General features: G+C 32.9%; 24 protein-coding genes and 1 pseudogene. 15 read left to right on the top strand and 10 right to left on the bottom strand.

Features of this window, described 5'->3' with window-relative positions:
• The first annotated feature begins 6 nt into the window (after positions 1-6).
• From ABEG63_RS14885 to ABEG63_RS14865, 5 genes are all read left to right on the top strand, one after another.
• On the top strand, positions 7-546 hold the full coding sequence (locus ABEG63_RS14885; RefSeq protein ID WP_346585862.1) for a carboxymuconolactone decarboxylase family protein: 540 nt from the start codon (positions 7-9) through the stop codon (positions 544-546).
• 100 nt (positions 547-646) lie between these two features.
• Positions 647-1,207, top strand: coding sequence for a reactive chlorine resistance membrane protein RclC (gene rclC, locus ABEG63_RS14880; RefSeq protein ID WP_346585860.1), 561 nt, complete (start codon positions 647-649; stop codon positions 1,205-1,207).
• Between the two features lie 81 nt (positions 1,208-1,288).
• The gene (locus ABEG63_RS14875; RefSeq protein ID WP_346585858.1) at positions 1,289-2,185 is read left to right on the top strand and encodes an AraC family transcriptional regulator; all 897 of its coding nucleotides are present in this window, start codon (positions 1,289-1,291) and stop codon (positions 2,183-2,185) included.
• A 75-nt stretch (positions 2,186-2,260) separates the two neighbouring features.
• The gene (locus ABEG63_RS14870; protein ID WP_346585856.1) at positions 2,261-3,097 is read left to right on the top strand and encodes an alpha/beta hydrolase; all 837 of its coding nucleotides are present in this window, start codon (positions 2,261-2,263) and stop codon (positions 3,095-3,097) included.
• Between the two features lie 20 nt (positions 3,098-3,117).
• Complete coding sequence (locus ABEG63_RS14865; RefSeq protein WP_346585854.1) at positions 3,118-4,107, top strand: zinc-binding alcohol dehydrogenase family protein; 990 nt, start codon at positions 3,118-3,120, stop codon at positions 4,105-4,107.
• Positions 4,108-4,661: 554 nt separating this feature from the next.
• On the opposite strand, the gene ABEG63_RS14860 is transcribed toward ABEG63_RS14865, so the two are convergent.
• Together ABEG63_RS14860 and ABEG63_RS14855 are read right to left on the bottom strand one after the other, a co-directional pair.
• Complete coding sequence (locus ABEG63_RS14860) at positions 4,662-5,150, bottom strand: hypothetical protein (RefSeq protein WP_346585852.1); 489 nt, start codon at positions 5,148-5,150, stop codon at positions 4,662-4,664.
• Positions 5,147-5,476 carry a hypothetical protein gene (locus ABEG63_RS14855; protein WP_346585850.1) on the bottom strand — a complete coding sequence of 110 codons (330 nt, stop codon included), beginning with the start codon at positions 5,474-5,476 and terminating at the stop codon, positions 5,147-5,149. The genes ABEG63_RS14860 and ABEG63_RS14855 overlap by 4 nt, the downstream gene beginning before the upstream one ends.
• A 197-nt stretch (positions 5,477-5,673) precedes the next feature.
• On the opposite strand from ABEG63_RS14855, the gene ABEG63_RS14850 reads away from it, so the two are divergent.
• The 5 genes from ABEG63_RS14850 (at position 5,674) to ABEG63_RS14830 (ending at position 9,876) form a co-directional block, all read left to right on the top strand.
• Complete coding sequence (locus ABEG63_RS14850; RefSeq protein WP_346585848.1) at positions 5,674-6,069, top strand: SgcJ/EcaC family oxidoreductase; 396 nt, start codon at positions 5,674-5,676, stop codon at positions 6,067-6,069.
• A gap of 304 nt (positions 6,070-6,373) precedes the next feature.
• Complete coding sequence (locus ABEG63_RS14845; RefSeq protein ID WP_346585846.1) at positions 6,374-6,976, top strand: porin family protein; 603 nt, start codon at positions 6,374-6,376, stop codon at positions 6,974-6,976.
• 118 nt (positions 6,977-7,094) lie between these two features.
• On the top strand, positions 7,095-8,156 hold the full coding sequence (locus ABEG63_RS14840) for a histidine kinase (protein WP_346585844.1): 1,062 nt from the start codon (positions 7,095-7,097) through the stop codon (positions 8,154-8,156).
• On the top strand, positions 8,137-8,898 hold the full coding sequence (locus ABEG63_RS14835) for a LytTR family DNA-binding domain-containing protein (protein WP_346585842.1): 762 nt from the start codon (positions 8,137-8,139) through the stop codon (positions 8,896-8,898). Before ABEG63_RS14840 ends, ABEG63_RS14835 begins: the two co-directional genes overlap by 20 nt.
• 33 nt (positions 8,899-8,931) lie before the next feature.
• A complete protein-coding gene (locus ABEG63_RS14830) occupies positions 8,932-9,876 on the top strand; it encodes a DUF4421 family protein (RefSeq protein ID WP_346585841.1) in 945 nt (314 codons plus the stop codon).
• A gap of 306 nt (positions 9,877-10,182) precedes the next feature.
• Here the strand turns inward: ABEG63_RS14830 and ABEG63_RS14825 are convergent, their stop codons facing one another.
• From ABEG63_RS14825 to ABEG63_RS14805, 5 genes are all read right to left on the bottom strand, one after another.
• Positions 10,183-10,575 carry a RidA family protein gene (locus tag ABEG63_RS14825; RefSeq protein ID WP_346585839.1) on the bottom strand — a complete coding sequence of 131 codons (393 nt, stop codon included), beginning with the start codon at positions 10,573-10,575 and terminating at the stop codon, positions 10,183-10,185.
• Between the two features lie 72 nt (positions 10,576-10,647).
• A complete protein-coding gene (locus ABEG63_RS14820; protein WP_346585837.1) occupies positions 10,648-11,340 on the bottom strand; it encodes a YafY family protein in 693 nt (230 codons plus the stop codon).
• Positions 11,341-11,500: 160 nt separating this feature from the next.
• On the bottom strand, positions 11,501-11,962 hold the full coding sequence (locus ABEG63_RS14815; protein ID WP_346585835.1) for a hypothetical protein: 462 nt from the start codon (positions 11,960-11,962) through the stop codon (positions 11,501-11,503).
• 320 nt (positions 11,963-12,282) lie between these two features.
• The gene (locus tag ABEG63_RS14810; protein WP_346585833.1) at positions 12,283-12,594 is read right to left on the bottom strand and encodes a hypothetical protein; all 312 of its coding nucleotides are present in this window, start codon (positions 12,592-12,594) and stop codon (positions 12,283-12,285) included.
• A gap of 974 nt (positions 12,595-13,568) precedes the next feature.
• Positions 13,569-13,895, bottom strand: a complete 327-nt coding sequence (locus ABEG63_RS14805; RefSeq protein ID WP_346585831.1) for a helix-turn-helix domain-containing protein — start codon at positions 13,893-13,895, stop codon at positions 13,569-13,571.
• A 317-nt stretch (positions 13,896-14,212) separates the two neighbouring features.
• Between ABEG63_RS14805 and ABEG63_RS14800 the strand changes: the two are divergent.
• Positions 14,213-15,443: pseudogene (locus ABEG63_RS14800) on the top strand (IS3 family transposase).
• Positions 15,444-15,568: 125 nt separating this feature from the next.
• Here ABEG63_RS14800 and ABEG63_RS14795 read toward each other — a convergent pair.
• Positions 15,569-16,390: a hypothetical protein gene (locus ABEG63_RS14795; protein WP_346585829.1), complete on the bottom strand. Its 822-nt coding sequence runs from the start codon at positions 16,388-16,390 to the stop codon at positions 15,569-15,571.
• 1,466 nt (positions 16,391-17,856) lie between these two features.
• On the opposite strand from ABEG63_RS14795, the gene ABEG63_RS14790 reads away from it, so the two are divergent.
• A complete protein-coding gene (locus tag ABEG63_RS14790) occupies positions 17,857-18,669 on the top strand; it encodes a hypothetical protein (protein ID WP_346585827.1) in 813 nt (270 codons plus the stop codon).
• A gap of 276 nt (positions 18,670-18,945) precedes the next feature.
• Here ABEG63_RS14790 and ABEG63_RS14785 read toward each other — a convergent pair whose 3' ends face one another.
• Both ABEG63_RS14785 and ABEG63_RS14780 read right to left on the bottom strand, forming a co-directional pair.
• Positions 18,946-19,140 carry a hypothetical protein gene (locus tag ABEG63_RS14785; protein WP_346585825.1) on the bottom strand — a complete coding sequence of 65 codons (195 nt, stop codon included), beginning with the start codon at positions 19,138-19,140 and terminating at the stop codon, positions 18,946-18,948.
• A gap of 153 nt (positions 19,141-19,293) precedes the next feature.
• Complete coding sequence (locus ABEG63_RS14780; protein ID WP_346585823.1) at positions 19,294-19,902, bottom strand: recombinase family protein; 609 nt, start codon at positions 19,900-19,902, stop codon at positions 19,294-19,296.
• Between the two features lie 313 nt (positions 19,903-20,215).
• On the opposite strand from ABEG63_RS14780, the gene ABEG63_RS14775 reads away from it, so the two are divergent.
• The 3 genes from ABEG63_RS14775 to ABEG63_RS14765 all read left to right on the top strand — a co-directional run.
• Positions 20,216-21,781 carry a T9SS type A sorting domain-containing protein gene (locus ABEG63_RS14775; RefSeq protein WP_346585821.1) on the top strand — a complete coding sequence of 522 codons (1,566 nt, stop codon included), beginning with the start codon at positions 20,216-20,218 and terminating at the stop codon, positions 21,779-21,781.
• A gap of 10 nt (positions 21,782-21,791) precedes the next feature.
• Positions 21,792-24,617, top strand: a complete 2,826-nt coding sequence (locus ABEG63_RS14770) for a hypothetical protein (protein ID WP_346585819.1) — start codon at positions 21,792-21,794, stop codon at positions 24,615-24,617.
• Positions 24,618-24,628: 11 nt separating this feature from the next.
• A partial coding sequence (locus tag ABEG63_RS14765) for a DUF6443 domain-containing protein (protein ID WP_346585817.1) occupies positions 24,629-25,353 on the top strand: 725 nt, incomplete at its 3' end.

Raw genomic sequence — 25,353 nt, 5'->3', positions numbered from 1 at the left:
AAAAAAATGAAAACAATCTCAGTTCCTAAAACAGAACAACTTTCTCAAGATTCTCAAATTATACTTGAATCTGTTTCAAAAAAAATGGGTAGAATCCCCAATTTGTATGCTACCATTGGTTATTCTTCAACCGCTTTAAAATCAATGCTCGATACCGAAGCGGCTCTGTCCCACGATTCTTCTTTTACAGCAAAAGAAAAAGAGGCAATCAATCTTATCATCTCCCAAATCAATCATTGTGATTACTGTCTCGCAGCTCATACTGCCATTGCCAAAATGAGAGGGTTTACTGAAGATGAAACGATAGATATCAGAAATGAGCACTCGGCTGACTCTAAATTAAATTCCGTATTGAAACTGGCTGCATCCATTACCCGTAACAGAGGTATGGCTGATGATTTGGCTTTGCAGAGCTTCTTTGATGCCGGTTATGATGAAAAAGCTTTAATTGAACTGATCTCTTTAATCACTTTGAGAACCTTCACAAACTATGTTTTTGCCAATACACAGGTTCCTATAGATTTTCCATTAGCACAAGCTATTTAACTGACTTTTGCAAATCATTCTAACTAAAAGCCGGTTGACAGAGATCAGAAGGCTTTTAGTTTACATTTTAAACCTATGAAGAGTAAAATAATTTTTAATAATGAAAAATATTATTGAGGTCATCGCTGACAGTCAAAAGCATTTTATCAACTTTCTGAGAATTGCAATTTTTATTGTAATGGCCTGGATAGGCGGGTTGAAAGCATATCAATATGAAGCCGAAGGAATTGTTCCTTTCGTGGCAAACAGTCCGATGATGAATTTTTTTTATAATCACCCGGATGAATACAAAACGCATAAAAATAAAGAAGGTGAATCAATTCTTGCCAATATAGAATGGCATAAAAAGAATGATACCTATACTTTTGCTGATGCTCTTGGAATATCTATCGTAGTGATTAGTGTATTGATCTTACTCGGGATTTGGTTTCCGAAGATTGGGATGGTTGGCGGCCTGCTAACTTTTGGAATGTCACTGGTCACTCTTTCATTTTTGATAACGACTCCCGAAGCTTATGTGCCGGATTTAGGCAGCCCGGAACACGGTTTTCCTCTTTTGTCGGGCGCGGGAAGATTAGTAATCAAAGATATTATTATGCTAGCTGGCGGACTCGTGGTTGCTTCGGATGCTGCACAGAGAATTTTAGTAAAAAAAGGATAGCATTCCATACTATTGAAATATGGGCTTTAGATTTATAAAATTGAAAGCTGTAAATAAAAACATTTTTGCAATTTTTTCGTTATGAGAGTATTTAGTGATTTAACAGAGTATAACAAATATCTGAATCTTCATCCGCCATTGCATCCTTTGATGGACAGCAGGGTTTGTAAAGAAGCAATTCCTAATTTCCCTCAGACGAGTGAGGAGATTCAGGTCAATCTTTTTAGAATTTCGTTAAAGAAAAACTTTACAGGCGACATTAAATATGGCCGTTCTCAATATTATACAGAAAACGGATTAATGCTTTTCACAGAACCGGGACAGATTGCTTCCTGGGACAGTCTAACGTTTTGGGATGGGTATGCTTTCGTTTTTCATCCTGATTTGGTGAAGAAAAGTGCGATTGCCAATAAGATAAACTATTATAAATATTTTAGTTACGAGATTAGTAATGCTTTATTTATGACCCCAGCGGAGGAAGAAACCGTAACCTGGCTGTTCACAAAAATCCATTATGAACTTCTGGAAAAAAAAGCTGATGCCAATATTGAGGTCATTCTTTCGTTGCTGAATGTGATTCTTACTTACGCAGAACTTTTTTATGAAAGACAGTTTAAAGAAAAATCAAGCAACCCAATTTCTATATCATTAAAAATCAAATCAATTTTACAAAATCATTACAACGATTTTTCACAGCCTGTTAAGAGTATTCCCACCGTTTCTTCGATAGCGGGAGAATTAAATCTCACATCAAATTACCTTTCAGATCTCGTGCGTGCAGAAACAGGGAAAAGCACCATCACAATCATACACGAATTTGTCACAGAGCAAGCGGAAATTCTACTTCTTCAAACCGATATGAATATAAGCGATGTGGCTTATCAACTTGGATTTAGCAATATACCTTACTTTTCCAGATTTTTCAGGAAAATAAAAGGAACTTCTCCCAGTGAGATCCGCAATCAGAGAAAAAGATAAGATAATCCTCGATTTGTGCTATAACGTGATCATCTGATGAGCTACATTTGATTAAATCAATAAATACGTAATACTATGAATTCATCATTTTCAAATTCTGAAAATCAATTGGCAGTCATTAATAACCGAAACATTGCATACAGATCTTTCGGACAGGGTTCACCTATACTTTTTTACAACAGATTCCGGGGAATTTTAGATACTTGGGATCCTCTGTTTTTAGATTCTTTATCTTTTGAGCATACTATAATTCTTTTTGATTATCCGGGACTTGGAGATTCGGAAGGTGAATTCTCATCCGACATTACAGAGATGGCAGCCGTTGGAATTCAATTGATGAAACATTTGGGGTACACTCAATTTTCTGTTGCCGGCTGGTCTTATGGAGGTCTCGTGGCGCAGGCGGCCTTATTTTTAAATAAAGCTGCAGTTCAAAAAACAATATTGATTGGAACCAATCCTCCGGGAATCAACGAAGTTTCGTTTGATCCTACTTTCTTCGAAAGAGCTTTAAAACCAGAAAATGATTTGGACGATGAAACCGTTATTTTCTTCGAACCGACTTCTGAATTGAGTAGAGCAGCGGCGAAAGCGTCCAGTGAAAGAATTTCTAAACGTCTGGATCGCAGCAAAATTCCTTCTACACCTGACAAATTTCAGCATTATTTCGAAGGTTCTGCGATGATGAAAAAAGATGAACACGATTTTCGGGGGCAATACAAAACACTGGACATCCCTGTTTTGGTTATTTCCTCAGATCATGACATTAGTTTCGCTGTAGAAAACTGGTTTCCACTTTTGAGGAATGCACCGTCTATGCAACATATTATCATCAACGATTCAGGGCACGGCTTGCAACATCAACACCCCGAACTCATTGCCGGCTACATCAATTTATTTCTAGCTCATTAAACAATAAACTAAATATTAAAATGAAAGTAATTGAATTTAAAGTTCCGGGTAACTACGATGTTTTAAAAATTGTAGAGAAACCTATGCCTGCTCTAGGCGACACTCAGATACTCGTTAAGGTTAAAATTGCCGCAGTTAACGCAGTGGACAATACAATCAGAAGCGGAAAAATGAAGGGAAGAAGATCTTCCGGAATTCTTGGAAATGAAGGAGTTGGAGTTGTGGCAAAGGGTAATGCAGAATTTCCCGAAGGTACGAGAGTAATGATATCGTGCTTCACAACAGATGGGCAAATTCGTGGGATCAATGTAGATGGGATCTGGTCAGAATACATTACTGTAAATCCAAGTGAGCTTATTGCAATTGGGGACAATATTTCTGATGAAGAAGCAGCTGCCTTTCCTGTCAGTTTCTTTTCTGCGCAAGCTTGCCTGAACAAAGCAGAATTTAAGCCAGGAAAAAGTGTTCTGTCATTAGCCATTGGCGGTGGTGTAGGTAATGCGACCGTTCAGCTGGCTGAAATGTTAGGTGCATCGCAAGTCATCAGCACTGCAGGATCATCAGAAAAAGTAGAGAAAGCAATCTCCTTAGGATTTAAGAATATTATCGACCTTTCAAAAGAAAGTATCAGAGAAGGAGTTCTTCGTTTAACAGAAGGTAAAGGTGTTGATATCGTCATAGACAGTGTCGGCGGAAATCTTACCGGCGACGCCATTAGTGCGCTTTCCCGCAATGGAATGCTCGTCACCATCGGCTATTCGGCAGGTACTACATTTACTGCAAACATTACAGATTTCGTTTGGAAAGGTTTGCAGATGCGCGGACAAAGCCTTAACGGATGGTTTGATATGGAAGCACAAAAAGAAGTCTGGAATGAATTGATGCCATTGTTTGAAGAAAAAAAATTAATACCAATAATCGCAAAAGTTTTTAATGCTGAAGACATTTCTGAAGCCCAACGTTTTCTTATTGAAGAAAGACCATTTGGTAAAGTTCTTGTTAAATTTTAGAATGATTCTATCTGTTTTCGTCATTTAATCACTAATATCTTAGGTAAGTTTTTAAAAGCTTCTAACTAACGTTATGTTTGAAAGTTTAGAAAGAACTATAGAATAGTTTACTTATTGTAATACATTAAAATTCCCGAAAAAGAAAGGTTTCGGGAATTTTTTAATTCTTAGATCATTAAATATCCCATTTTGCATTATCTCCAATAATCCTCTGCATTTTTTCAAAATTATTTTCCATTTTTTTTTAGTTTTATATTACACAATATCCAAAATTAAATTTTTAGTACGCTATCTATTTGCGTATGTAATTATTTTTTTACTGCCATTTTTTTTATTTCCTCATTTGTGTGATTATCTAATATTTTAGCATATCGGTAAAATGTCGCCCCTAGTCAATCCTAGCGGCTTATAAATTTCTTCCGGAGCTTTTGTCAGATCCTTATAAACAGATGGTTTTTTGAGATTTAAATATTTGTGAGTAAATTTTAATACCATCAGGCATAAAAAATCAATTAATCAGTAATAAGTTCGTCTAACCTTACTTTATTCTTCATTTATATATCTTTATTTATTTGCCGTAAATCTATATTTACATTATTTCTGATTTCTAAAAATATTATTATATCTCGTAATAATTTTTCAGATGTAGGATCGTCATTTGTATAATAGAAATGATAGTCTTTGTCTAAAAAATCATTTTCTACCTGATCTGATTTATTTGATATTTGCAAATTGATGTAATTTTGAAAAATAGAAAAAAGGCAATCATACCTTTTGGTTTCAAGCATCAATTTACCTTGTAAAAGGTTAGGTTTATTAATATGCGAAGAAAACTTTAATGAAGAATATTTATTTAAATTTTGAATAGTTGTTAATACTAAGTCATACTTCTGTTTTATTTTATCATTTTGTAGGTTTTCTAAGTCTTTAATACGAGATTTATATTTTTTAGAATCAATTTCATTAGCTATTACTTTATCAGATGCTTTTTGATATGCAAAAAGGACAATGATTATTACTATGCATAGTATAAATATTATCATAATTTAACGTTTTTAATTATAATTGGGTCATTGGGATATCCACTTTTATAAAGAGAAATTTGTACCTCCTTACTACTGGTATCAATTTTAATGATTGAATAGTCAGTTTTGTCAATATTTCTCGCTTTTCCTACATACTTTTTAGTTTCAAAACTGATATCTGCATCAACAACTTCAAATTGTAGAATGATATTGGTAAAGTCTTTATCATTTGCAATTAAGAATTTTCCTTTATTAATTATTCTTATCCAAATTTTTTGTTTTGTAAATTGATGTTTAAATGGTAAATCAATATTTTCAATTCTTCCCTGATATAATGCTTCCATAACTTTATGATTTTGTGATTTTTTTTAGTTTTTTTCAACCTAATTATTAGTTCAAAAATCTAAAATACAGTTTTAATTTCAAGGGTTTGTCACTTTTTAATTGCCATTTTTTTAATTTCTTCATCAGTATGATTATCCAAAATTTTAGCATACCTATCATATTGGGTATAATCAATAACAATAAATAAAAATCAATTATGAAAGCACTAAAACCAGAAGATTGCGATCTTTTAATGGAAAAAGCAATCCAAACAAAAGATATGGATGCAATGTTAGCACTATATGAGGAAGATGCCACTTTTATCCTAGATTCAGGTGAGCAGGTAAATGGTCTTGAAGAGATTAAAAAAGCCTTGACTCCTTTTTTAGATGTTACCAATTTTAAATTTACTTATTTAGCATCTTTCCCTGATTCGCAAAATAAAATTGCAATCTTAAGAGGGAGCTGGATAGCTACTGCAAAGGATGAAAATAATAATGATGTTGAAATCTCAGGTCATGACGTCGAGGTAGTTCGTAAACAGGAAGATGGAACTTGGAAATTTATTATTGATCATCCAACCGCAGCCAATGCTGTTGAGAGTAATAGATAAATGCAAAATAAAAATCTCCAAAGTTAAGCTTTGGAGATTTTTATTAACTAGCAAAATGTGAGCAATCTTGCAAGACTTTTTTAGATAGAACTATTATAAAATATTTTTTTGCCATATAATATCAAACACAATTTATAGTGAACCAAAGAGAATAGAGACAAAGGATTTTTAGGTATTTTAAGTAGTAGCTTTTTATATATCCGTTTCACCTTTGGTTATGTCCGTTTCGGTTTTATTTTTCATTTTTTTACAATTACAATCTTATATTTTTGAGCCATAAAATAAGTACAAGAAATTTAGAATTATGAAAATTTTTAAAAATCTATCAATTGCAGTGATTGTTTTCATTTCAGCAAATTGTTTCAGCCAAAGTTTTATGGGAGATATCGTGAACCGCCTTCATTTTGGAGTGAAAGCAGGAGTAAATTACAGTGATTTTACCAATGCTAGTTTTAACACAGAAGGATTGACAGGCTTTCAAGCTGGTGTAATTTTAGGATTTAGGATCAGTGATAAATTTTCAATAGAAGAAGAGTTTTTGTATTCACAGCAAGGAGCTACATTAAAAGGTAGCTTATCCAGCGATAAGAAGATTAAGCTGTCCTATTTCGCAGTTCCTATTTTGCTTAGATATAAAATGCCTGTAGGACTGTTTTTCGAGGCAGGACCGCAAGTAGGAATTCTTGTAGATGAGGATGTAAAAGCATTAAGTGTAGGCGATGATGATTTTGCGAAAAAAATTGACGCTGGTGCAGTGGGAGGTATAGGATATGTTTTTAAAAGCGGTTTTGGTATCAATGCAAGATATTTTCAATCTTTTACAGATCTAAGCAAGAAATCTGCAGCATTTTTCAACCCAAACTTTCAGAATAATTCCGTACAGTTCGGACTCTTCTATAACTTCTAATTGTATTGATTTTTGCTGTACATTATAAAATTCCATTAAATATAGAAGTTTAGTGGTTGTTCAATCTGGCAATCGGCTGTGATGGACGAGTAGAAGTAGTAGATTATTAAATTAGAATATGATTAAAAAGAAGAAAATTGTTATCAGTGCAGAAAGCATAAGAGACTTAAGAAGAATCAATACCCTTTTGGTTTTTCTGGCATTTCTTTTTATTATTTTAATGCTGTTTTTATTCGAAGAGATTGTCTCTGAGATTATTATAATAGCGATTAAGACCAGTTTATACATATTTCTTGTTAGTAATTTGTTGTTGTTAATTTTACAATATTCTTACAGAAAGTTTCCACTGGATAAATTCAGATTTAAATTATTAAGATACAGTTTAAGCTATTTTTCTGGTATAGTAATATATCTTATACTTTGGCCAATATTTGCAAAGATGGCTGGTCTTCCCAGCAGGATGCATAATCTAAAGTTGATGACAGCTTTTGTTGCAATTGCAACGTTACTGACAACTATAGTTCTTTTACTTCACGACTTTATCATCTACCGACACAATAAAGTACTGAATGAATTGGAGTTTTCTCAGTTGGAATTACGTTCTTCGCAGGCAGAAAATCTTCTTTTAAAACAACAAATTCATCCTCATTTTTTGTTTAATTCTTTGAATACACTTAAAGCATTATATAAAAAAGATAGAGAATTGGGAGAGCATTATCTTTTACAATTATCTGACTTTTTAAGGTCAGCGGTAACTCATAATGACCAACAAGATACAACATTGAAAGAGGAACTGAGATTCTGTAAAAACTATTTGGAAATGCAAAAGATTCGGTTTGGAAATGCATTGGAATGGAATATAACAATTGTTGACCGGAAATCGTTGAATGACCTTGTGCCTTCCTTTTCAATACAACCACTTTTAGAGAATGCCATAAAACATAATGTTTTTACTGTTGAAAGTCCATTAAGGATTAATATTTTTCAAGATGGGGATTTAATTACAGTGTCAAATCTGATTAATCAAAGAAATGCTGGTGAAGCATCTGTTAATAGTGGGCTTGGTAACTTGGCAGAAAGATATCTGTTATGGTGTGGTGAGGAGATTATCATAAAAAATGACGGTATTAATTTTTCTGTAGCCATGAAAATTATTAAAAATGAAGATTATAATTATTGAAGATGAATTGCTCGTCGCAGAAGATTTAGCAGGCGTACTTAGAGAATTGCGTCCTAACATTGAAATCACTGCGATTTTGACATCAGTAAAAGAAGCTATTCTTTATCTAAATAACAATGAGGCGCCAGATCTTATTTTCAGTGATATCCAGCTTGGGGATGGGTTAAGTTTTGAAATAGCCAAGTCTGTAAACTTAATTGTACCAGTTATATTTTGTACCGCTTTTGATATTTATGCACTCGAAGCTTTTAGAGCAAACGGTATAGAATATATACTGAAACCATTCAGTACGGAATCATTATCTCAGGCACTTAATAAATATGAATATATTCAAAAAGCAATAACTAGAGATCTCGCGGAGCGCTATGAATCAGCACTTGCAACAATTTCTGCCATAAACAACAATGCCGTAAAAACTTTGCTGGTTCGGTACCGCGACAGACTGCTACCCTTCACTGTAGATAAGATAGCATTCTTTTGTGTTGAGAACGATTTGTGTTATCTTCATCACTTTTCATCTAGGACATTTATTGTGAATGAAAGTCTTGAGGAGCTTGAATCAAAATTGGGAAACGCTTTTTTCAGAGTAAACAGACAGTATCTTGTTAATAGAAAAGCAATTCAGGATGTATCTGAATATTTCCCGAGGAAACTTAGAATCAATTTATATAAAAGCTATGATAAAGATATCGTTGTCAGTAAAGAGAAGAAAACAAAATTTATAAAGTGGCTTGGTGCGTAATAATGGAGATTCGGGTTGAAAAACAATTTTTATATGAAAGTTAAAATAGGAAAACTAAGTACTAAAACCACTTTACTGATCATTTATTTTTTGTTTCCTATATGTGTTAAAGCTCAACTTCGTGACAGTACCTTTGTAGGAACTTATCCGCAAAAATTTAGGCTTACGGGAAATTTTTCTACAAGTTTTCTACAAGTTAGTGATGGAACTAATACTTATACACCTAATTATCCTCTCAGCACAGGAATAGGTATTGCTCTTAAGAATACAGTTTTTTCTATCAATGCCGGATATGGTTTTATTCCATTAAAAAATAAGCGAACTTATGGAAAGTCAAAAATTGTAGATTTTCAGTTGCATAATTACGGACGCAAAATTATTTTAGACTTGTTCATTCAGAAATATCGGGGATTTTACACAGAAAAAAAAATCGGACATGTTGATGAATTTTTTCCACAAATGGCAGTAATACAAATTGGTGGGGAAGGAACGTACATTATTAATAGCGAACAGTTTTCTAGTAAGGCCGCTTTTGATTTGAATGAAATTCAATATAAGTCTGCAGGTAGTTGGCTCTTAGGTGGGGGTGCATTTTATTATCAAACCAAAGGGATGAAAAATAACAAAGACGTAATCCTTTCCAATCATTTTGAAAATGTTCAATTAGGCTTGAATGCAGGATATGCATATTCGTTAGTTATCAATAATCAGTGGATGATTTCAGTTATGGCAAAAGGAGGTGCAAATTTGGGAAATACCATAGAAAACATTAAGAAATTTAAGACAGAGATATATCCCACCGCTTATGCTAGATTTGCTGCAAATTATTATAAACGAAACTGGGGAGTTTCAATGGTAGTCATGGTTGAGAACAAGTCTTTGTATCCCCTTAATACAAATGACTTGAACTTAACAACGGTTACTATGCAATTATCTTATGTGAAACATTTTAATAATCTTTTCAAAAAGTTTAAATAATTGATATTTAATGAGGCTAGAATTATTTTAGAAGATATTTGCTTATGATGCAAACTCAAATTAAAGTGTATTTACGTGTTTTGTCAACAAAAATATAGAAACCTTAATATGCTGTTTTCAGTATGCTCACTACCATTAGAAGAATAATTATTTTTATTACTTAAATGTGTTTTATTGATATCCCAATAGTTTTCTGATTTGATAGAAAAACCATATTTTATAACATAAGAAAAACCGTCATCCAACCTAATAAGATAGATGACGGTTTGCTATTTTTTAGCTACACTTACAACGAACTCAAATTAATTACTTAACAACAGTTGCTTCAAGCTCAACAGTCAAAGTTGCAAAAAGACCTTTTACTTCAAGTAATGTTGTCGCCTGCTGTATACCGTGCTTCATCAAAAACGGTACATAAATGTCCATACAGGTATTAAAAAAATCATTAGTGTTGGTTGTAAAAACATTTAATCTAACAATATTCTTACACTCATAACCTGACTCACTAACAAGTTGCTCCAAATTGGCAATGGTCTGTACTAATTGACTTCTCATGTCTTCAGAACTAGGAATACCTTCCGAATTAATTGCTGCTTGTCCCGAACAATATAAAGTTCCTTCTGACTGTTTAACTTCTACTGCTTGTACTGAATTTGTGTTTTTTCCCCAAGTCCAAGGATCGAATGATGTTTTTTGCATTTTACTATTTTTAATTGTGAGCAACAAAGGTAAAATGCACTTGTGACAGCCTTATGTCAGGGGTGCAAAAAGTTAATAAAATTTATCAAAATATTCCTGTAAAGTCATCTTGTGTGGTTCAAATTTCTCTGTCATAACTTCCATTTTTGATATTCTGTCTAAACGAAAATACCTAAATTCTTTTCTTAAACGGCACCAAGCAATGAGGAGCCAGTTTTCGGTGGTACTGATTAAAGCAAACGGCTCTACGATACGATTTGATGCTAAATCATCTTTGTTTATATAGTCAATACTGATTAACAAAAAATTTGTTAATGCATATTGTAATTCTGAGATATTACTACTATTCCGCTCTCTGTTAACATTTTGATCAAAGCGTGTCCGCTGCCCTAATAAATTAACCTTATCTTTCCCGGACTCTCTTAATATTGCTTTGATTTTGTCGATTGCATCACAATAGTCTTTGACAAAAGATTGATCTTTATTTTTTAAAACTAATTGTTCAGCAAGAATTAACGCATTCGCTTGTTTTTCTGTGAACATTAGAGGTGGTATTCTATAGCCTTCCATCATATAATAACCTTTGCCATCTTCAGTTAAAATTGGAACTCCAGCCTGTTCTAACGCTCTGACATCGCGGTATATTGTTCTTATACTTACGCTAAACCTTTCAGCGAGACTTGTTGCTGTTACAAGTCTCGTTGTTTGAAGTTGTGTGATGATTGCTGCAAGCCTTGAAAGACGCTTGATATCATTGTCATTCATTGTGTTGTTCTACATTAAAAACATTATCGTTTTTTGAGATTATTTGTTTGCACTTATGTGATATTTCATAATACTGAAGAGATTCTGAATCCTGGAAAAAAGGTGTAGTTGGCTATTTAAGAGGTTGTTTACATTTATTGAATAAGTCTTAAACAGATTCTCAAAAACAATTTCCATTACAATCAATTGCATTTTGATAGTCGTCTATAGTTATAGTGTAGGTTTCAGTAGTTTCGTTATTATAATCATAATTAAAAATGTTTCTTGGATCGCTGCAAGAACCATTATATGCACACTCTTCATAAATTATTTTTTTTGAATCATTAAAAATTATATCAATCCTACTGGGATTTTTTAATAAATCACGATAGCTATAACCGTCATAAGGAGCACCGTCAGAGTATTTTTCAGTGTAGCTTTTAGAATCTTCAATTGTGATTCTTTTAGATAGAAGAATTTCATCAATCCCGGATGAATTTATTTTATGAGGAATGATTTCAATTTTTACCCCAGATATATTTTTTATTGTATATTCATATTGTACCGGAGAATCATCACAGTGGTCACATGTTCCGCAATTGGTTAAGAATATAAATAGTGAAAATAGAAGAATTTTTTTCATAATAAATTTTATTTAATATATATACTTTTAACCGTCTGAAAAACTTTGATCATCATTTTCAAAATATAAAAATATCTAGAGTTTTGAAAAATATTGGTCTCGGATATCAATACTTGCTGAAATTACTAAACCTTTTACGAATGACCAAAATAATATTTCGTTCAATTTATTGGTCGTATATTTAAGATGATTGTAAAAATTAATTTCCATTAAATACAATTATGTCACTGTAAGCACACTTAATAAAATTTTTTCTATTCTTCATGAGTCCATATTATAATTGCTTTGCTATTGCTGAGCTAATATATCGTTTCTTGAGATTATTTTCTGTTTTCAATAAGTCTTGATAATTCAATCTGCCAATCTTTATGTTCCGCAATTTCTTTTACATATTTCTCATTTAAAATATAGTCTAAAAGCATTTTTTGATGCTCATCGTCCATATTAAGTACTATAGAAACAATTGCTTGTGTTGGATTTGCATTATCTTGAATTTTACCTTGTAGCTTATTCCAGTGGTAGTCCCATCCAAGACGGGAATTTTTAAAAGCTAACTCAAAATCATTCTGAGTCCAATTGTGATAAAATAGTGCAGTAAAATGCATTACTTCTTGTGGTGTTATACTTTCCATAATATCGTTTTGTGAGATAAAACAATAGACCCTTTTAATTTTTGAAACCTGACATACCTAAACATTCTAAAAGTATCACTGTAAATTCTAATTTTATTTTGCCATATGATTTATGTCGTAAAATAATTGCTCTAGGTATTCTTCGGTTATAAGAGGATTCCATATTCAATCTGCAAGGATTAACTAGTTCCTATCACTCGGAAAGAGTTAAAACTTTTTGAAATCACACCTTTCTAACATAAGTTCAGCTACGACTTTTGTACTATGAAAACTTCTTCTCAAGTTCCTCACTTTTGTAAGTTGCTTTATATCCAACCTCAAAATTTGCTCTTCCTTTTATAAAATGTAGGTTGATTGATGCCAGGTCCGTGTTCACGACAAATCTAATTCTCTGTTTTTTCTTAATTTTGTTCAAATAGGATCATCTAAACTTTTGGAAATTTACTATTATTTACAGTCTCCCAGATTCAAAATCATATGACTAGTGTATTTTAGAAATAGCATTTGAAATTAAATAAATTTATTTTTGGGATAAATTATCAATTTTTTTTGAAAAAATTGTTATCTTTATCGTACTTAATATTTCATGTCAATGTATTAAGTATTTATGTTATATGGCTGTCTTTTTTTAAGACAGCTTCTTTTTGTATAAGATACTTAGTGTTTGAAAATATCAGCACTAAATTATAAATCTGTATTAAGTATATAAAGCATTATAATTTTTCTTAGTATACTGGAAATGTATTTTCTTACTATATTTCTTTTTCCGCAAATACCACGAAAATATCATTATCAGATTTTAAACTTAAAGCTACTATTAAATTAAGATATCTCTTATCCAGTGTCAAAATTAAATTTTTTACGACACTTTTTAATTGTTGTACGACTCTCATGTTTTTGGCCATGACCATATTAGATAAATTATGTTTCTTTTGATCTCTGCAATGTTTTTGGGTTGAAACGACTTCATTTACCTATAAAATCTCTTCACCAAATATTTTCCACCATTTCATAATAGTTGTCCTGCTCATTTTATGTTTTTTTGACATAAAATTTGTTGATAAATTGTGTTTTTTCTGATATTGCAATAGTTTCAATACCGTTGCTTTATCGTAATTTTTTAGTCTTTGATTATTTTTTTCGCTTTCTCTTGAAGATTCAGAGATCAGTGCATTGACTTTAAGAACATCCTCGATTGTGTTGATATTATCGAGAAGATATAATATTTGTGGATCATCTAGTTGTTCAGGATACTTTTCTTTAAAAATATCGTAATAAATTTTTTTATAATTTGGTGTCATATAGGCTATCTTTATTATTTTATGATTATTATTTTATGATTATTATTTTATGATTATTATTTTATGATTATTATTTTATGATTATTATTTTATGATTATTATTTTATGATTATTATTTTATGATTATTATTTTTGTTTAAATAAAATTTATAAAACAATTTAGGCAAAATATAATTTGTAAAATAAAAATTTTATCAAACTTAATATTTTATGACAAATGTATTAAGTTTAGGTCAGAGGCTGTCTCAAAAGGGCGGTCTTTTTTGTGCTAGTTTGCTGTTCCGTCCTACAATAAGTTTACACCAAATAGACTTATTATGGAAAGTCGAGAAAAGACAGTAGAAAAGCGTACACAACAAGATTACACAATGGCTTTTAAATTAGGTGTTTTGAGTCGTGTCGAAAAGGGCGAATTCACTTACAAACAGGCGCAAAAACATTACGGTATCCAAGGGAGAAGCACCGTTTTGGTTTGGCTCAGAAAATATGGTAATTTAGATTGGAGTAACCCACCATTCATACCATGTTACAATCCAAAGAAACACCCGCCGAAAAGATTAAAAGATAAGAGAAAGAATTAGCTGATGAGAAACTGAAAACCAAAGTTCTTAATATGATGATTGATATCTCCGACAGCAGTACGGCACGCAGATTGGAAAAAAGTTTACGCCCAAACAGTCTGAGAACTCCAGGAAAAAGGATTGAGTTTATCCAAAATCTGCAGATTGTTTGGGATAAGCAGACAAGCCGTTTACCAGCAGCGCCAAAGATTATGTGTTCGGGAAAAAGAATTGGAGAAAGTAAAACAATTCATTGAGGAGATTCGCTTTGAACAGCCCGGAATAGGAACAAGAAAACTTTATTATTTGCTTAAAAATAAATTCAGGCTGGAAAAGATAAAAATAGGCAGAGATGCGCTGTTCAATTATTTACGAAGAGAAAACCTGCTTATTTTAACCTAAGAAAAGATATACAAGAACTACTTTCTCCAAACACTGACTCAGAAAATATCCCAACCTTTTGAAAACGGCTTGTCTCAAAAGAAAAGAACAGGTATTTGTAAGTGATATCACTTATGTAAAAACCAAGTCGAATGTCTGTTATTTATCTTTGGTAACGGATGCTTAAAGCAGAAAAATAATGGGTTACGAGCTGAGTGAAAATATGAATGGTGAAAATGTAGTAAAAGCTCTGAAAATGGCCGTCAGAAACAGAACAACTCATCTTCCGCTTATTCATCAATCAGACAGAGGATTGCAATATTATTCCCAAGTGTATCAGAAAGTACTTGTTGAAAACAAAATAACACCCTCAATGACAGATGGCTATGATTGTTATCAAAATGCTTTGGCAGAAAGAATAAATGGAATATTGAAGCAGGAATTTTTAATTTATAAATGCAAAAACATTCAGGATCTAAAACAAATGGTGAAAGAAAGTATTTATATTTACAACAACAAAAGACCACATCTTAGTCTGAAGATGAAAACCCCGGAAATGATCCACAAAAAATCCGAAAAATCAATATCTTCCGGATTAATATTTTAATTAAAAACTTGTAAACCTATTTTTGGAATAGTCAAATATTTGTGTTATTAGAATTTTTGTGCCTTAATATTTTGAAACGGTAAAGGGAACTTTTTACCTTGATTTATTTTTTAATAGTTTGATTATTATAAATCTCCAATTCTGAAGACCAAAAGATGCGTAGATAAAGGTGCTAAATTCATTCCTGTTCCAGAACAGTTTCCAGACTGCCCTCTACCCAATTGAATTGTCCAATTTCTTGTCGCTGTTATTTGAGTAGTATAGGTTATCGTTCCACCATGATTAGATCCACCGCCTTCATTATGTGCGGCAGTATTATGAATTCTTTGAGTTGTAGTACCAGATCCTGTAGGGAAATCGACTATGTAAGAACTTAATGTACATCCCGTATTAGAATGTGTAGCTTCATATACAAATACCATCTGATAATTTCCTGGAGGAATACTCATCACACTGGTGGAAGGATTATAGGTTAAACCACTAATTGTATTTTTCACCACAGACATTGGAACAATTTGATTACCACCAGCCGCGACACCATTTAAAAAATTAGTAATTCCTGTTTCTAATCTAAAGATTGCTGGGTTTGGAATCCCCAGAACGCTCAATGTATTAATTGATTTCAATACCCCATTACCATCTACAACCATCGGTCGATCTGTATTTGGGTTGCCGGCCTGAATACCTTCTGCACGAATAGGATCTGTACCCAATACATGCAATTTATTAGTAGGAACCGTTAATCCTACGCCCATATTACCTGCGGCACTAACGGTAATATCATTTGCAGCCTGAGCAACAGATGGAGCCCCACTGGTAGGATTATCTTTTCCTGCATCAATAGTAAAAGCACCTTGAGGATTGGGCGTATTTATCCCTACTTGAGCGTGTAGTAAAAAAGTACTTCCGAGAAAGCAAGTAAGTAAGTAAACATTTTTCAGTTTCATATTAATATCTTTATTAAGTTATATAATTTTGGTCAGAGAAATTAGCGCATAGCTATAACAGTCTTCTTTGCCAAAGCAAAGCTTATAATAGTTCAAATAATAAAAACCAATTGTGAAAAGGGTAAATTACCCAGCAGCTTTAAAAGGATGGTGATTCAATACTTTCATGACAAGGCTATTTTTAAGTTTAAATACATCTTATCGAAAATCTAAAATAGATCAGCCTCCAATTATCAACAACATTTTAATTCGTGATTTGAAAAGATGACAATCAATTTTATTAAACCTTAATTTTTAATAAAATTAATTGCTTTTATTAAGCAAATATAACAAAAATTGAATACAAAAAAAAATTCCCAATAAATATTAATTATTGTTAATAAATTCTACAAATGACTTCGTTTCGAATTTGAAACACTTTACAAGCCTTAACAATAAATAGAAAATCGAAATTGGGATTGCTTACTTTGTGAGAATACAATTCTTATACTCTTTATTTTTCGAGTATAAAAAGATAAAAGTTATCTTAGTTTAAAAGATAATAATGTAGAACCAAAACCAAAACTTTTTGAGTTTAATAATTAATAATGTGAGATTTATACTTTTAAATTACAAAAAATTTATTACCTCACCTCATTTTAAGTAAGCTTTAAAAATTTTATCGAGTTTTTGAACTTCGACTTTTAATCTGACCTAATGGATTATTCATCATTCTCATTGTAATTATAGTAAGTAATTAGTTACCATTTATAAACATCTGAAACAAATAAAGAAATAATGATTAGATCAAGTATTGGAATAAGGCTTCTATTAGTAGGAAGTACAGTGACTAATGGACAGGTGGGTTGAACTAAAAATACTGCGACAACCTTTATCCTAAATTCTGTTCACTTCACGCTAAATTCTGATAATACATGATCAGGTGAATTCAGAAATGTTTTTATTAATTCATGGGAAAATTTAGTTTAATCTACCAGCTGCGGGCTGCGGAGACTGTTAATAGATCTAAAAAAGAAAGGTTAACAGAATATTTTAATGTCTCAGATATAGAAGTTTAAATTCATGTACTTACTAAATTCCGTGAAGAAAAAAGATCATACATTTTCATAAATTGCAACTCTCACCTTAATTATGTTTAGATATTTTCATTTAGTTCACAAAAAAATTAGGCTTTATTTACAAGGCAAAGTCAAAATCAATAATTGTACAAATAGATTAATTTTAAATACTTTTACCTTTTGGTATCTAATTTGCATACTTATGAAAAACACTTTTATGAAAAAAAAATATCAACTTTACCAAGTACTTACACGAATATTCATACCTAAATATTTGTTTCTCCATCTTTATTAGGTTCTTACTTGTAAAAAAATATACAACATTTTTCACTTAATAAATATCTTCAAGAAAATACATATGCTTAAAAGTATATAAAGCTAAATTCATTTAAAAACATACAAAAAATTATGAAAAAAAATTATTATGCCTTATTAACAGGTTTATTTTGTAGCGCTATAATTTCCGCGCAGGTCGGTATTAATACTTCTAATCCCAAAGCAACATTTCATGTTGATGGAGGAAAAGACAATAATATTACAGGGGTTCCTTCGGTTACACAGCAATCGAATGATTTCGCTGTAACTTCAACGGGAAACGTTGGAATAGGTACTATTAATCCTGAAAAGAAATTGCATGTTAAGGCTTCTGCAGATCCAGTACAATTTGAAGGATTAGTTACTGGAAATACAAGCGATAATATTTTAACAGCTGACGCCAACGGTGTTGTAAAAACTTTAGGAAGCCTTAATAGTCTAGCTATTCCTTCTCCGACGGTATTAGTCCTTAGATCACCACAATCGAATTTTCTAGCAAATCAGGGAATTGGCGGATCACAGAATATTCCTTTATCAATCGGAAGAAATAATATTCCTGGATTAACTTTTAATGAAGCGACAAGTACTGTTACTTTTCCTAATGGGGTTTATCAAATTACTTTTGTATATGAAGGAACTCATAATGCTGCCAATTGTACACTTAGTTCATATTTCATGGATTTTCCGGGTTTACATGGAAGACGTATTCATAGTACGGCATCTCATATTGAGGGTGGTGCATCCAACCATGGTGGTACAATTACTTTTGCAACTTTGTTTGACGGAACAACATCAAATACTTGGACAATTAAAATGGGTCGTGGTCAGTCAGGGAATTGCTCTGGGAATGGAATGACACTATTTGATTATGCAACACAAATTTTAATATTCAAGTTAGGGAACTAAATAAAATGCTGTGTGAAAAAAGCTAAGACCATATACATTTAATAAATTATTTGGTCTGTGTGTATTTAATTTGTAACTGTCTCTTCCATAGAGACAGTTTTTTTTTCAATTGTACAAATTTTCGGCAAAACGAAATCTTGGACCCTAGTTTTATTTCTTTTAAAATTTCAAACTGTTCTTCTTAAATTAACTACTTTATTTTAAGGCTAAGTAATATATTTAAATTGAATCTGTTTAAACTTATTTAGATAAAAAAGTTCCGAGAAAAATAGAAAATTAGTATTGCAAACAAAACCCTGAATTATCAAGAATTTCATGAGTATACCATGATAACTCTCTATCCAAATTATCTGTATTGTAAGTTAGTCCCGATTTTCTTAAATCCTTATATTCTTTAGGTATAGGAATACCAAATAATGCAGTTTTATCTGGAATATTTCTAATTAATAAATCTGCTTGGTGTTTATTCACTGATATTTTATTTTATACAGTATTTTGGGATAATTTATTTTTTTAATTTTTTTTAAATTTCTTTCTATTTCTCTTCGTTCTTTTCTTGATGCCATATTTCAAAAGTATATATTTTTAGTTAAAATATTAGACAAAACATGCTTATAAATTATATTATTGCTTTTTATTTGACATTTTTTTTATTTCTTCATCTGTATGATGATCCAAAATTTTAGCATACCGATAAAATGTAGCCCTGGTTAATCCAAGTGGTTCATAAATTTCTTTCGGAGTTAAAGTAGGGTTTTTATATATAGACCTCATGATTAACAATTTAGATATTGTTTCTTTTGTATATCCCTTTGGTCTTCCTCCCAATCTACCTCTTGCCCTGGCAGCTTGTAAACCTGCATTGGTTCTTTCTCTTATTAATTCTCTTTCATATTCAGCCAAGGAAGCCATGAGATTCAAAAATAGTCGTCCATTAATAGTTGAAGTATCTACTCCATCCACAAGACCTTTTATTATAATTCCTTTATCACTCAAACTTAAGACAAGATCAATAATGTTTTTTAAACTTCTACCTAATCGGTCAAGTCTCCAGACATAAAGTTCATCACCTTCCCTAAACTGTTCAATCATCCTATCAAGTTCGGGACGATTTTTTGTTGCACCGGAAATTTTTTCCTGATAAATTTTTTCACAGCCTGCTTTTTCAAGAGCCTCAATCTGCAAATCTAAATTTTGGTCTTTGGTTGAAACTCGGGCATATCCTATTTTCATATTCTGTTATATTAAACTCATACTCTGTAAATTTATGAAACTTTGTTTAATGATATGAGATTTTGAGAAACTATTTCAAAAATCAAGATTTGAAAATCTAAGTATTTAAAAAATCTCATAATACTACCGTTTTGTAAAACCTTTCTATATTTTTACAATCACGTCAAGTTCTTTCGTTACCCCACATTATTTTTGCAGAAGGTTATTAATTTCAGTGTTAACTTCCTTTAATAAATCTTTTCGTTGTAAAATGAAAGGATTACTTTTGCAACCTTAAAGAATTAGTAACAATAAAACTTAAATAAACACGAGTATGAAAAAGATCTACGCGGGTGCACTTTTCTTGTGCGCATTCCTTAGTACCTCTGCTCAGAATGTTGTCTGGCAGAAAGACATCAAATCCTCGACACAGGATTTTATAAGCCAAGTCACTACGACTATTGATGGACAATACTTAATTTCAGGGAGTAGTATTCAAGCTGCCACCTCCAAACTATCATCTGCTACTTCAAACAACGGCTACGATTTTCATTTGGTAAAGCTTAACCAACAAGGCGAAGAAGTCTGGGAAAAGTATTTTTCGGGAAACAATCATGATTTTTTATCGGCAACGGTTGCCACTCAGGAGGGCGGTTTTTTGTTAGCAGGAGCCTCTTATTCCTCAAAGGGATTGGATAAAAAGGATGATGCTAAAGGCGGATCTGATATTTGGCTGATTCGCTTGAATGAATTCGGAGATGAATTATGGCAGAAAACTATTGGTTCTGCTTCTGATGAAGAATCCAGAGCGGTTATTCAGACCACGGATCTTGGATTTATGGTGGCTGCGAATGTTCAAAACTCAGCAAAAGGTTACGGCTCTAAAGATGCTTTAATCATCAAATTAGACAAAAACGGAGGCATAGCATCTCAAATTATACTTGGAGGGAAAGGTTTGGATGAAATTGAAAAAATGATTCCTACGAAAGACGGCGGAGCCTTGTTAGGAATCTATTCGCGCAGCGGAAAAACTACAACCAATAACCTATTATCTGCAACCCCAAAGCAAACTGAAAACTTTGGCGAAGGCGATTATTGGATTGTCAAACTTAACAAAGATGGAAAAGTTGAATGGGAAAAGAATTTTGGAGGCAAAGGTGATGATCATTTAAGAACACTTTCTTTAACATCAAATGGTTATCTAATCGGAGGTGAGAGCCGTTCTGAAAGATCAGGAAATAAAACCGTGGGGTTGGAAGAAGGAACGGATATCTGGCTGATTTCGTTGAACGAAAGAGGTGAAGAAGTTTGGCAAAAATCTTACAACTTCAAAAACAGAGATGTAATTATGGGAATGAGCGTCATTAATTCTTCAGATGACAAGTCTAAAGGCTTTTTGCTGGGTGGTTACACTCAGGCTGAAGGCAGAATTGAGGCTGATGATGAGACGTTCTGGATGCTATATTTGAATCAGGATGGAGATGAGCAATGGAGAAAGCACGTAAAAGGCGAATCCAGAAAACGTGAAGAAAGACTTTCTGATATAAAACTGAACCGAGATGGTTCGATTATTTTGGCAGGAACAAGCGCTGAAGAACTAGGAAAAGAGAACTGGAAAATCGTGAAACTGGGCGATAAGCAAATCGATCAGCTGATTGAAAAACAGAATGTTAAAATTTATCCGAATCCGGTATCAGATTACGCGTATGTAGAAATCGGTTTTGATTTTAAAGACGCTGAAATTAATCTTTATGACATGTCTGGAAGACAACTTCAAAGTCTAAAAACTAAAAATAAAGTAACCAAAATTAATACGCAGCCTTTGATTCAAGGAGCTTATCTGGTGACGATAAAAACGGATGAAAATAAAACCGCGAATGCGAAATTGATTAAGAAATAAAAACATAACTATGAAAAAACACCTATTAATGTGGGCGGTATTACTGATATCTGCCAATCATTATTATTCCCAGTTGGGAATAGGAAACGGAGGAATGGTAACTTCTCCTATTGCATCACCTTCTATGTCCTCCATGTCAACATATTCTGATATTCCGGTATCATTGGCGAGTGGTCTTCCTGAGATTAATATCCCATTATTCAATGTGCCATTAGCCGATAAGGGTATAGGATATCCTTTAAGCTTAAGCTATAATTTAAATAATTTAATAGAGTCTGAAACTGCCAGTGATGTAGGAGCCGGATGGTCGTTCTTTGGTACAGGCGTTATTTACAAAAAGATTGTGGACAAAGTGGATGAATGCTATTTTAGTGACTCTAGTAATGAATATAATGATATTTATTACTATAATTTTCCCGGTGCTTCGGGAAAGTTTAGGATAAAAAGAGATGTTATCAATAACACATTTTCATTGATTAACCTTACCCCGGATCATTCAAAAATAGAATACATAAGAGATAATACTGACACCAATACATTCAGGGCCGAAAGTTTTTCTATTACTATAGACAATGGCTATAAGTACATTTTCAATGAGTTTGATTACAGTAGAACTACATGTGGCTATTCTGACGGAGCGACCTATAGATTTAAATCTGCCTATTTTCTAACCAAGATTCTAAATCCTTTAAATACAGAAGTAGTTTCACTAGAGTATGAAAAGAAAAATGAGATATCAAATGCATATATTATGTATCAATACTGTAAGCTTAAGTCAGTGAGCACACCTAATGGTAAGGTGTTACTGGAGTATGTTTACAATGATGCATTAAAGGAAACAGTAAATGATCCTTATAGCTTGGAGAAAATTATAATGAAGAATCCCGCAGGTAAAACAGTTTACTCTTATGATCTCAATTATAGTATCGCCAGCTTACCGTTCAAAGCTTCTGAAAGGAAAAGGCTTTTGAATTATATTCGAAAGAATGATAAAAACGGACAAAAAGTAGAACAAACTTCATTTGTGTATTCTGATTCCCAAATGCTGAAAAGAATCATCTCTCCTACCGGAGGCGTTACTGAGTATACCTATGAAGCCAATGAAAAATTCTTTAATCATAATGATCCAACTTATTTGCAGGGGCTAGAAGAATATAGCTATAACCCGGATTTTCAAATCAGCAGTAATGTTTCTTCCTTTAGCGTAAACTCTTCACAAAGTATGTCTTATAACTTTACCATTCCTGGTGACGCCAATAAAAAGCAATATTTTAGGGGGGAACTTAAAATAGACCTCCAACTTCCACCAAAAGATGATGATGATTTTCCTGATCTTCCCGGGCTTCCTGATCTTAATTTTGTAAATGCTACTCCACCTAGGCGTCTTACAATGAAATTAAAAAAAGGTAATGAAATTCTTATTGCTAATTTAACGGTAAATGGAAACTATTTACAGGAGTTTAACTTTTCCAATAAACCGGGTGATTATACGGTAGAGTTTACTTCCATAGGAGGAATGAATGGTATTGGAACCATCAATATACTGGGAGCCACTCTTCGACCGGGACCTTTCAGAAATGCTATGCCCGCAACAGGTTACAGAATAAAAAATACCCAGTTCTATAAAAATAATTCGGATACCAATGCAGAGCGCATCATTAATTATGAATATGATTCGTTTGATAAGGTAAACAGTACCAGTGGTTACGAATTCTATAATGAAGCAGATGCTGGTAAATACAGCAACTCTTCTTATATTATTTATAACAGCGTAAAAGTTTCAGAAACAGGAAAAGGATATATTAAGAATAGATTCAAAACAGCGAACGACTACCCTAAATATCAAACCGGAGGAACTCAGTTAGAGCCTATTTATTTTTGGCCTTACTATAGAATAACCAAGCAGGGGCTTCCTTTTAAAAGAGAAGTCTATGACGAGCAGAATAATCTTTTATCAAGTGAGGAAAGTGAATTTGAACTGGATTATTATTCCACGGACGAATATACTGTAAATGCCTCTGGTGGAAATTTCTCTTCTAAACCTGCTTATGTAAAGAAGACTCTTAATAAAAGTACTGTATATTATAAAGACGGAAAAAAGCTTGAAAATTCTTCTGAAACTCAGATTGAAGGAAATGCGTTTAAACCGGTGTATACCAAAACCACCGTAGATGGTGATGTCGTAGAAAGATTTATGACTTATCCGGTCAATCTTTCAGGGTATGGTCACCTTGAAGCAGCTTATATGACCAGCAGCCCTGTGATTGTTGAAGAAAAACAAAACGGAATTACCCTTTCTAAAGCGATTACCAAATATGCAGCCCCTTCTTTGATGCCTACCTCGGTAGAATCTGTGAACCTCCAGGGAAGCACAAAAGAAAACATGAAGATGGATCTGTATGATAATAAAGGAAATCTGCTTCAGTATACAGATATTACAGGATTTCCGGTAACATTAATCTATGGATATAACAATACCCAGGTCATTGCTAAAGTAGAAGGCGCTACCTATGCGCAGGTATCTGCCTATACTCAGGGTATTGTTACGGGTTCAGACGCAGATAATACGAATACTTCAGGCAATGTAGAACCTGCTTTGATTCAGACGCTGGATAATTTTAGAAACAATCCGGCATTGGCCAATTATCAGATCACAACGTATACCTATGATCCTATCGTCGGCCTTACCAGCGTAACTTCACCTTCAGGCATGAGAGAGATTTATGAATACGATGATGCAGGAAGACTAAAAACCTCCAAGCGAATAGATATTGATAACAACGGAACGGAAGTACCGAAGAAAACCAGAGAATATCAATACAACTACAAGCCATAAAAACAACAATCATGAAAAAATTTCTAAGCATATTCAGTATCCTGGTTATGGCCACCATTTCGGCACAAACAGAGCTTACAGGTACTGAAAATTATATCTATAACTCCACCTGTCTCAATGATGATTGTAGCAGGAAAACAGAAAGCGTACAATATTTTGACAGCTGGGGAAAACCGATTCAGGTGATCGACATCAAAGGATCTCCTACAGGAAAAGATATTGTAGGGCATGTGGAATATGATCATTTGGGAAGACAGGTTAAAAATTATCTTCCGGTTCCTCAGACGGGAACTCAAAACGGACTTTTATATACCTCTCCACTAAGCAATGCATCTGCTACCTATGGCTCTGAAAAGATCTATTCTGAAAACGTGCTGGAAAGTTCCCCTTTGAGTAAAGTATTGCAGCAGATTAACGTAGGAACCCAATGGGCTTCCAAGCCTGTAAATTTTGGTTATGAGGCCAATGTAGCAGGAGAGGTTGATAAATTCACCGTATCTACTTCATGGGAAAACGGCGCTACCAAAAGTGTACTTACCAAGTCCGGAACCTATCCTGCGGAAAGGCTGTCTAAAAGTACAGTGACTGATGAAGATGGAAACAAGACAATACAGTTCAAAAATGCAAAAGGGCAGCTTATATTGATGAGAAAATTCAATGGTAATGAGCAGGTGGATACCTACTATGTATATAATGAGTACAACCAACTTGCTTTTGTATTGCCTCCGAATTCTAT

Source organism: Chryseobacterium sp. C39-AII1 (genome assembly GCF_039672645.1).
Lineage (GTDB): Bacteria > Bacteroidota > Bacteroidia > Flavobacteriales > Weeksellaceae > Chryseobacterium.
The sequence above is the reverse complement of the archived record's forward strand: the minus strand, read 5'-3'. Positions and strand labels throughout refer to the sequence as shown.

Excerpts from the sequence above, each read along its gene's own strand:
- ABEG63_RS14835 (WP_346585842.1), top strand. The coding sequence starts at position 8,137 with ATGAAGATTATAATTATTGAAGATGAATTGCTCGTCGCAGAAGATTTA.
- ABEG63_RS14885 (WP_346585862.1), top strand. The coding sequence starts at position 7 with ATGAAAACAATCTCAGTTCCTAAAACAGAACAACTTTCTCAAGATTCT.
- ABEG63_RS14810 (WP_346585833.1), bottom strand. The coding sequence starts at position 12,594 with ATGGAAAGTATAACACCACAAGAAGTAATGCATTTTACTGCACTATTT.
- ABEG63_RS14845 (WP_346585846.1), top strand. The coding sequence starts at position 6,374 with ATGAAAATTTTTAAAAATCTATCAATTGCAGTGATTGTTTTCATTTCA.
- ABEG63_RS14770 (WP_346585819.1), top strand. The coding sequence starts at position 21,792 with ATGAAAAAACACCTATTAATGTGGGCGGTATTACTGATATCTGCCAAT.
- ABEG63_RS14795 (WP_346585829.1), bottom strand. The coding sequence starts at position 16,390 with ATGAAACTGAAAAATGTTTACTTACTTACTTGCTTTCTCGGAAGTACT.
- ABEG63_RS14825 (WP_346585839.1), bottom strand. The coding sequence starts at position 10,575 with ATGCAAAAAACATCATTCGATCCTTGGACTTGGGGAAAAAACACAAAT.
- ABEG63_RS14870 (WP_346585856.1), top strand. The coding sequence starts at position 2,261 with ATGAATTCATCATTTTCAAATTCTGAAAATCAATTGGCAGTCATTAAT.
- ABEG63_RS14855 (WP_346585850.1), bottom strand. The coding sequence starts at position 5,476 with ATGGAAGCATTATATCAGGGAAGAATTGAAAATATTGATTTACCATTT.
- ABEG63_RS14840 (WP_346585844.1), top strand. The coding sequence starts at position 7,095 with ATGATTAAAAAGAAGAAAATTGTTATCAGTGCAGAAAGCATAAGAGAC.
- ABEG63_RS14775 (WP_346585821.1), top strand. The coding sequence starts at position 20,216 with ATGAAAAAGATCTACGCGGGTGCACTTTTCTTGTGCGCATTCCTTAGT.
- ABEG63_RS14860 (WP_346585852.1), bottom strand. The coding sequence starts at position 5,150 with ATGATAATATTTATACTATGCATAGTAATAATCATTGTCCTTTTTGCA.
- ABEG63_RS14815 (WP_346585835.1), bottom strand. The coding sequence starts at position 11,962 with ATGAAAAAAATTCTTCTATTTTCACTATTTATATTCTTAACCAATTGC.
- rclC (WP_346585860.1), top strand. The coding sequence starts at position 647 with ATGAAAAATATTATTGAGGTCATCGCTGACAGTCAAAAGCATTTTATC.
- ABEG63_RS14790 (WP_346585827.1), top strand. The coding sequence starts at position 17,857 with ATGAAAAAAAATTATTATGCCTTATTAACAGGTTTATTTTGTAGCGCT.
- ABEG63_RS14865 (WP_346585854.1), top strand. The coding sequence starts at position 3,118 with ATGAAAGTAATTGAATTTAAAGTTCCGGGTAACTACGATGTTTTAAAA.
- ABEG63_RS14850 (WP_346585848.1), top strand. The coding sequence starts at position 5,674 with ATGAAAGCACTAAAACCAGAAGATTGCGATCTTTTAATGGAAAAAGCA.
- ABEG63_RS14780 (WP_346585823.1), bottom strand. The coding sequence starts at position 19,902 with ATGAAAATAGGATATGCCCGAGTTTCAACCAAAGACCAAAATTTAGAT.
- ABEG63_RS14820 (WP_346585837.1), bottom strand. The coding sequence starts at position 11,340 with ATGAATGACAATGATATCAAGCGTCTTTCAAGGCTTGCAGCAATCATC.
- ABEG63_RS14805 (WP_346585831.1), bottom strand. The coding sequence starts at position 13,895 with ATGACACCAAATTATAAAAAAATTTATTACGATATTTTTAAAGAAAAG.
- ABEG63_RS14875 (WP_346585858.1), top strand. The coding sequence starts at position 1,289 with ATGAGAGTATTTAGTGATTTAACAGAGTATAACAAATATCTGAATCTT.
- ABEG63_RS14830 (WP_346585841.1), top strand. The coding sequence starts at position 8,932 with ATGAAAGTTAAAATAGGAAAACTAAGTACTAAAACCACTTTACTGATC.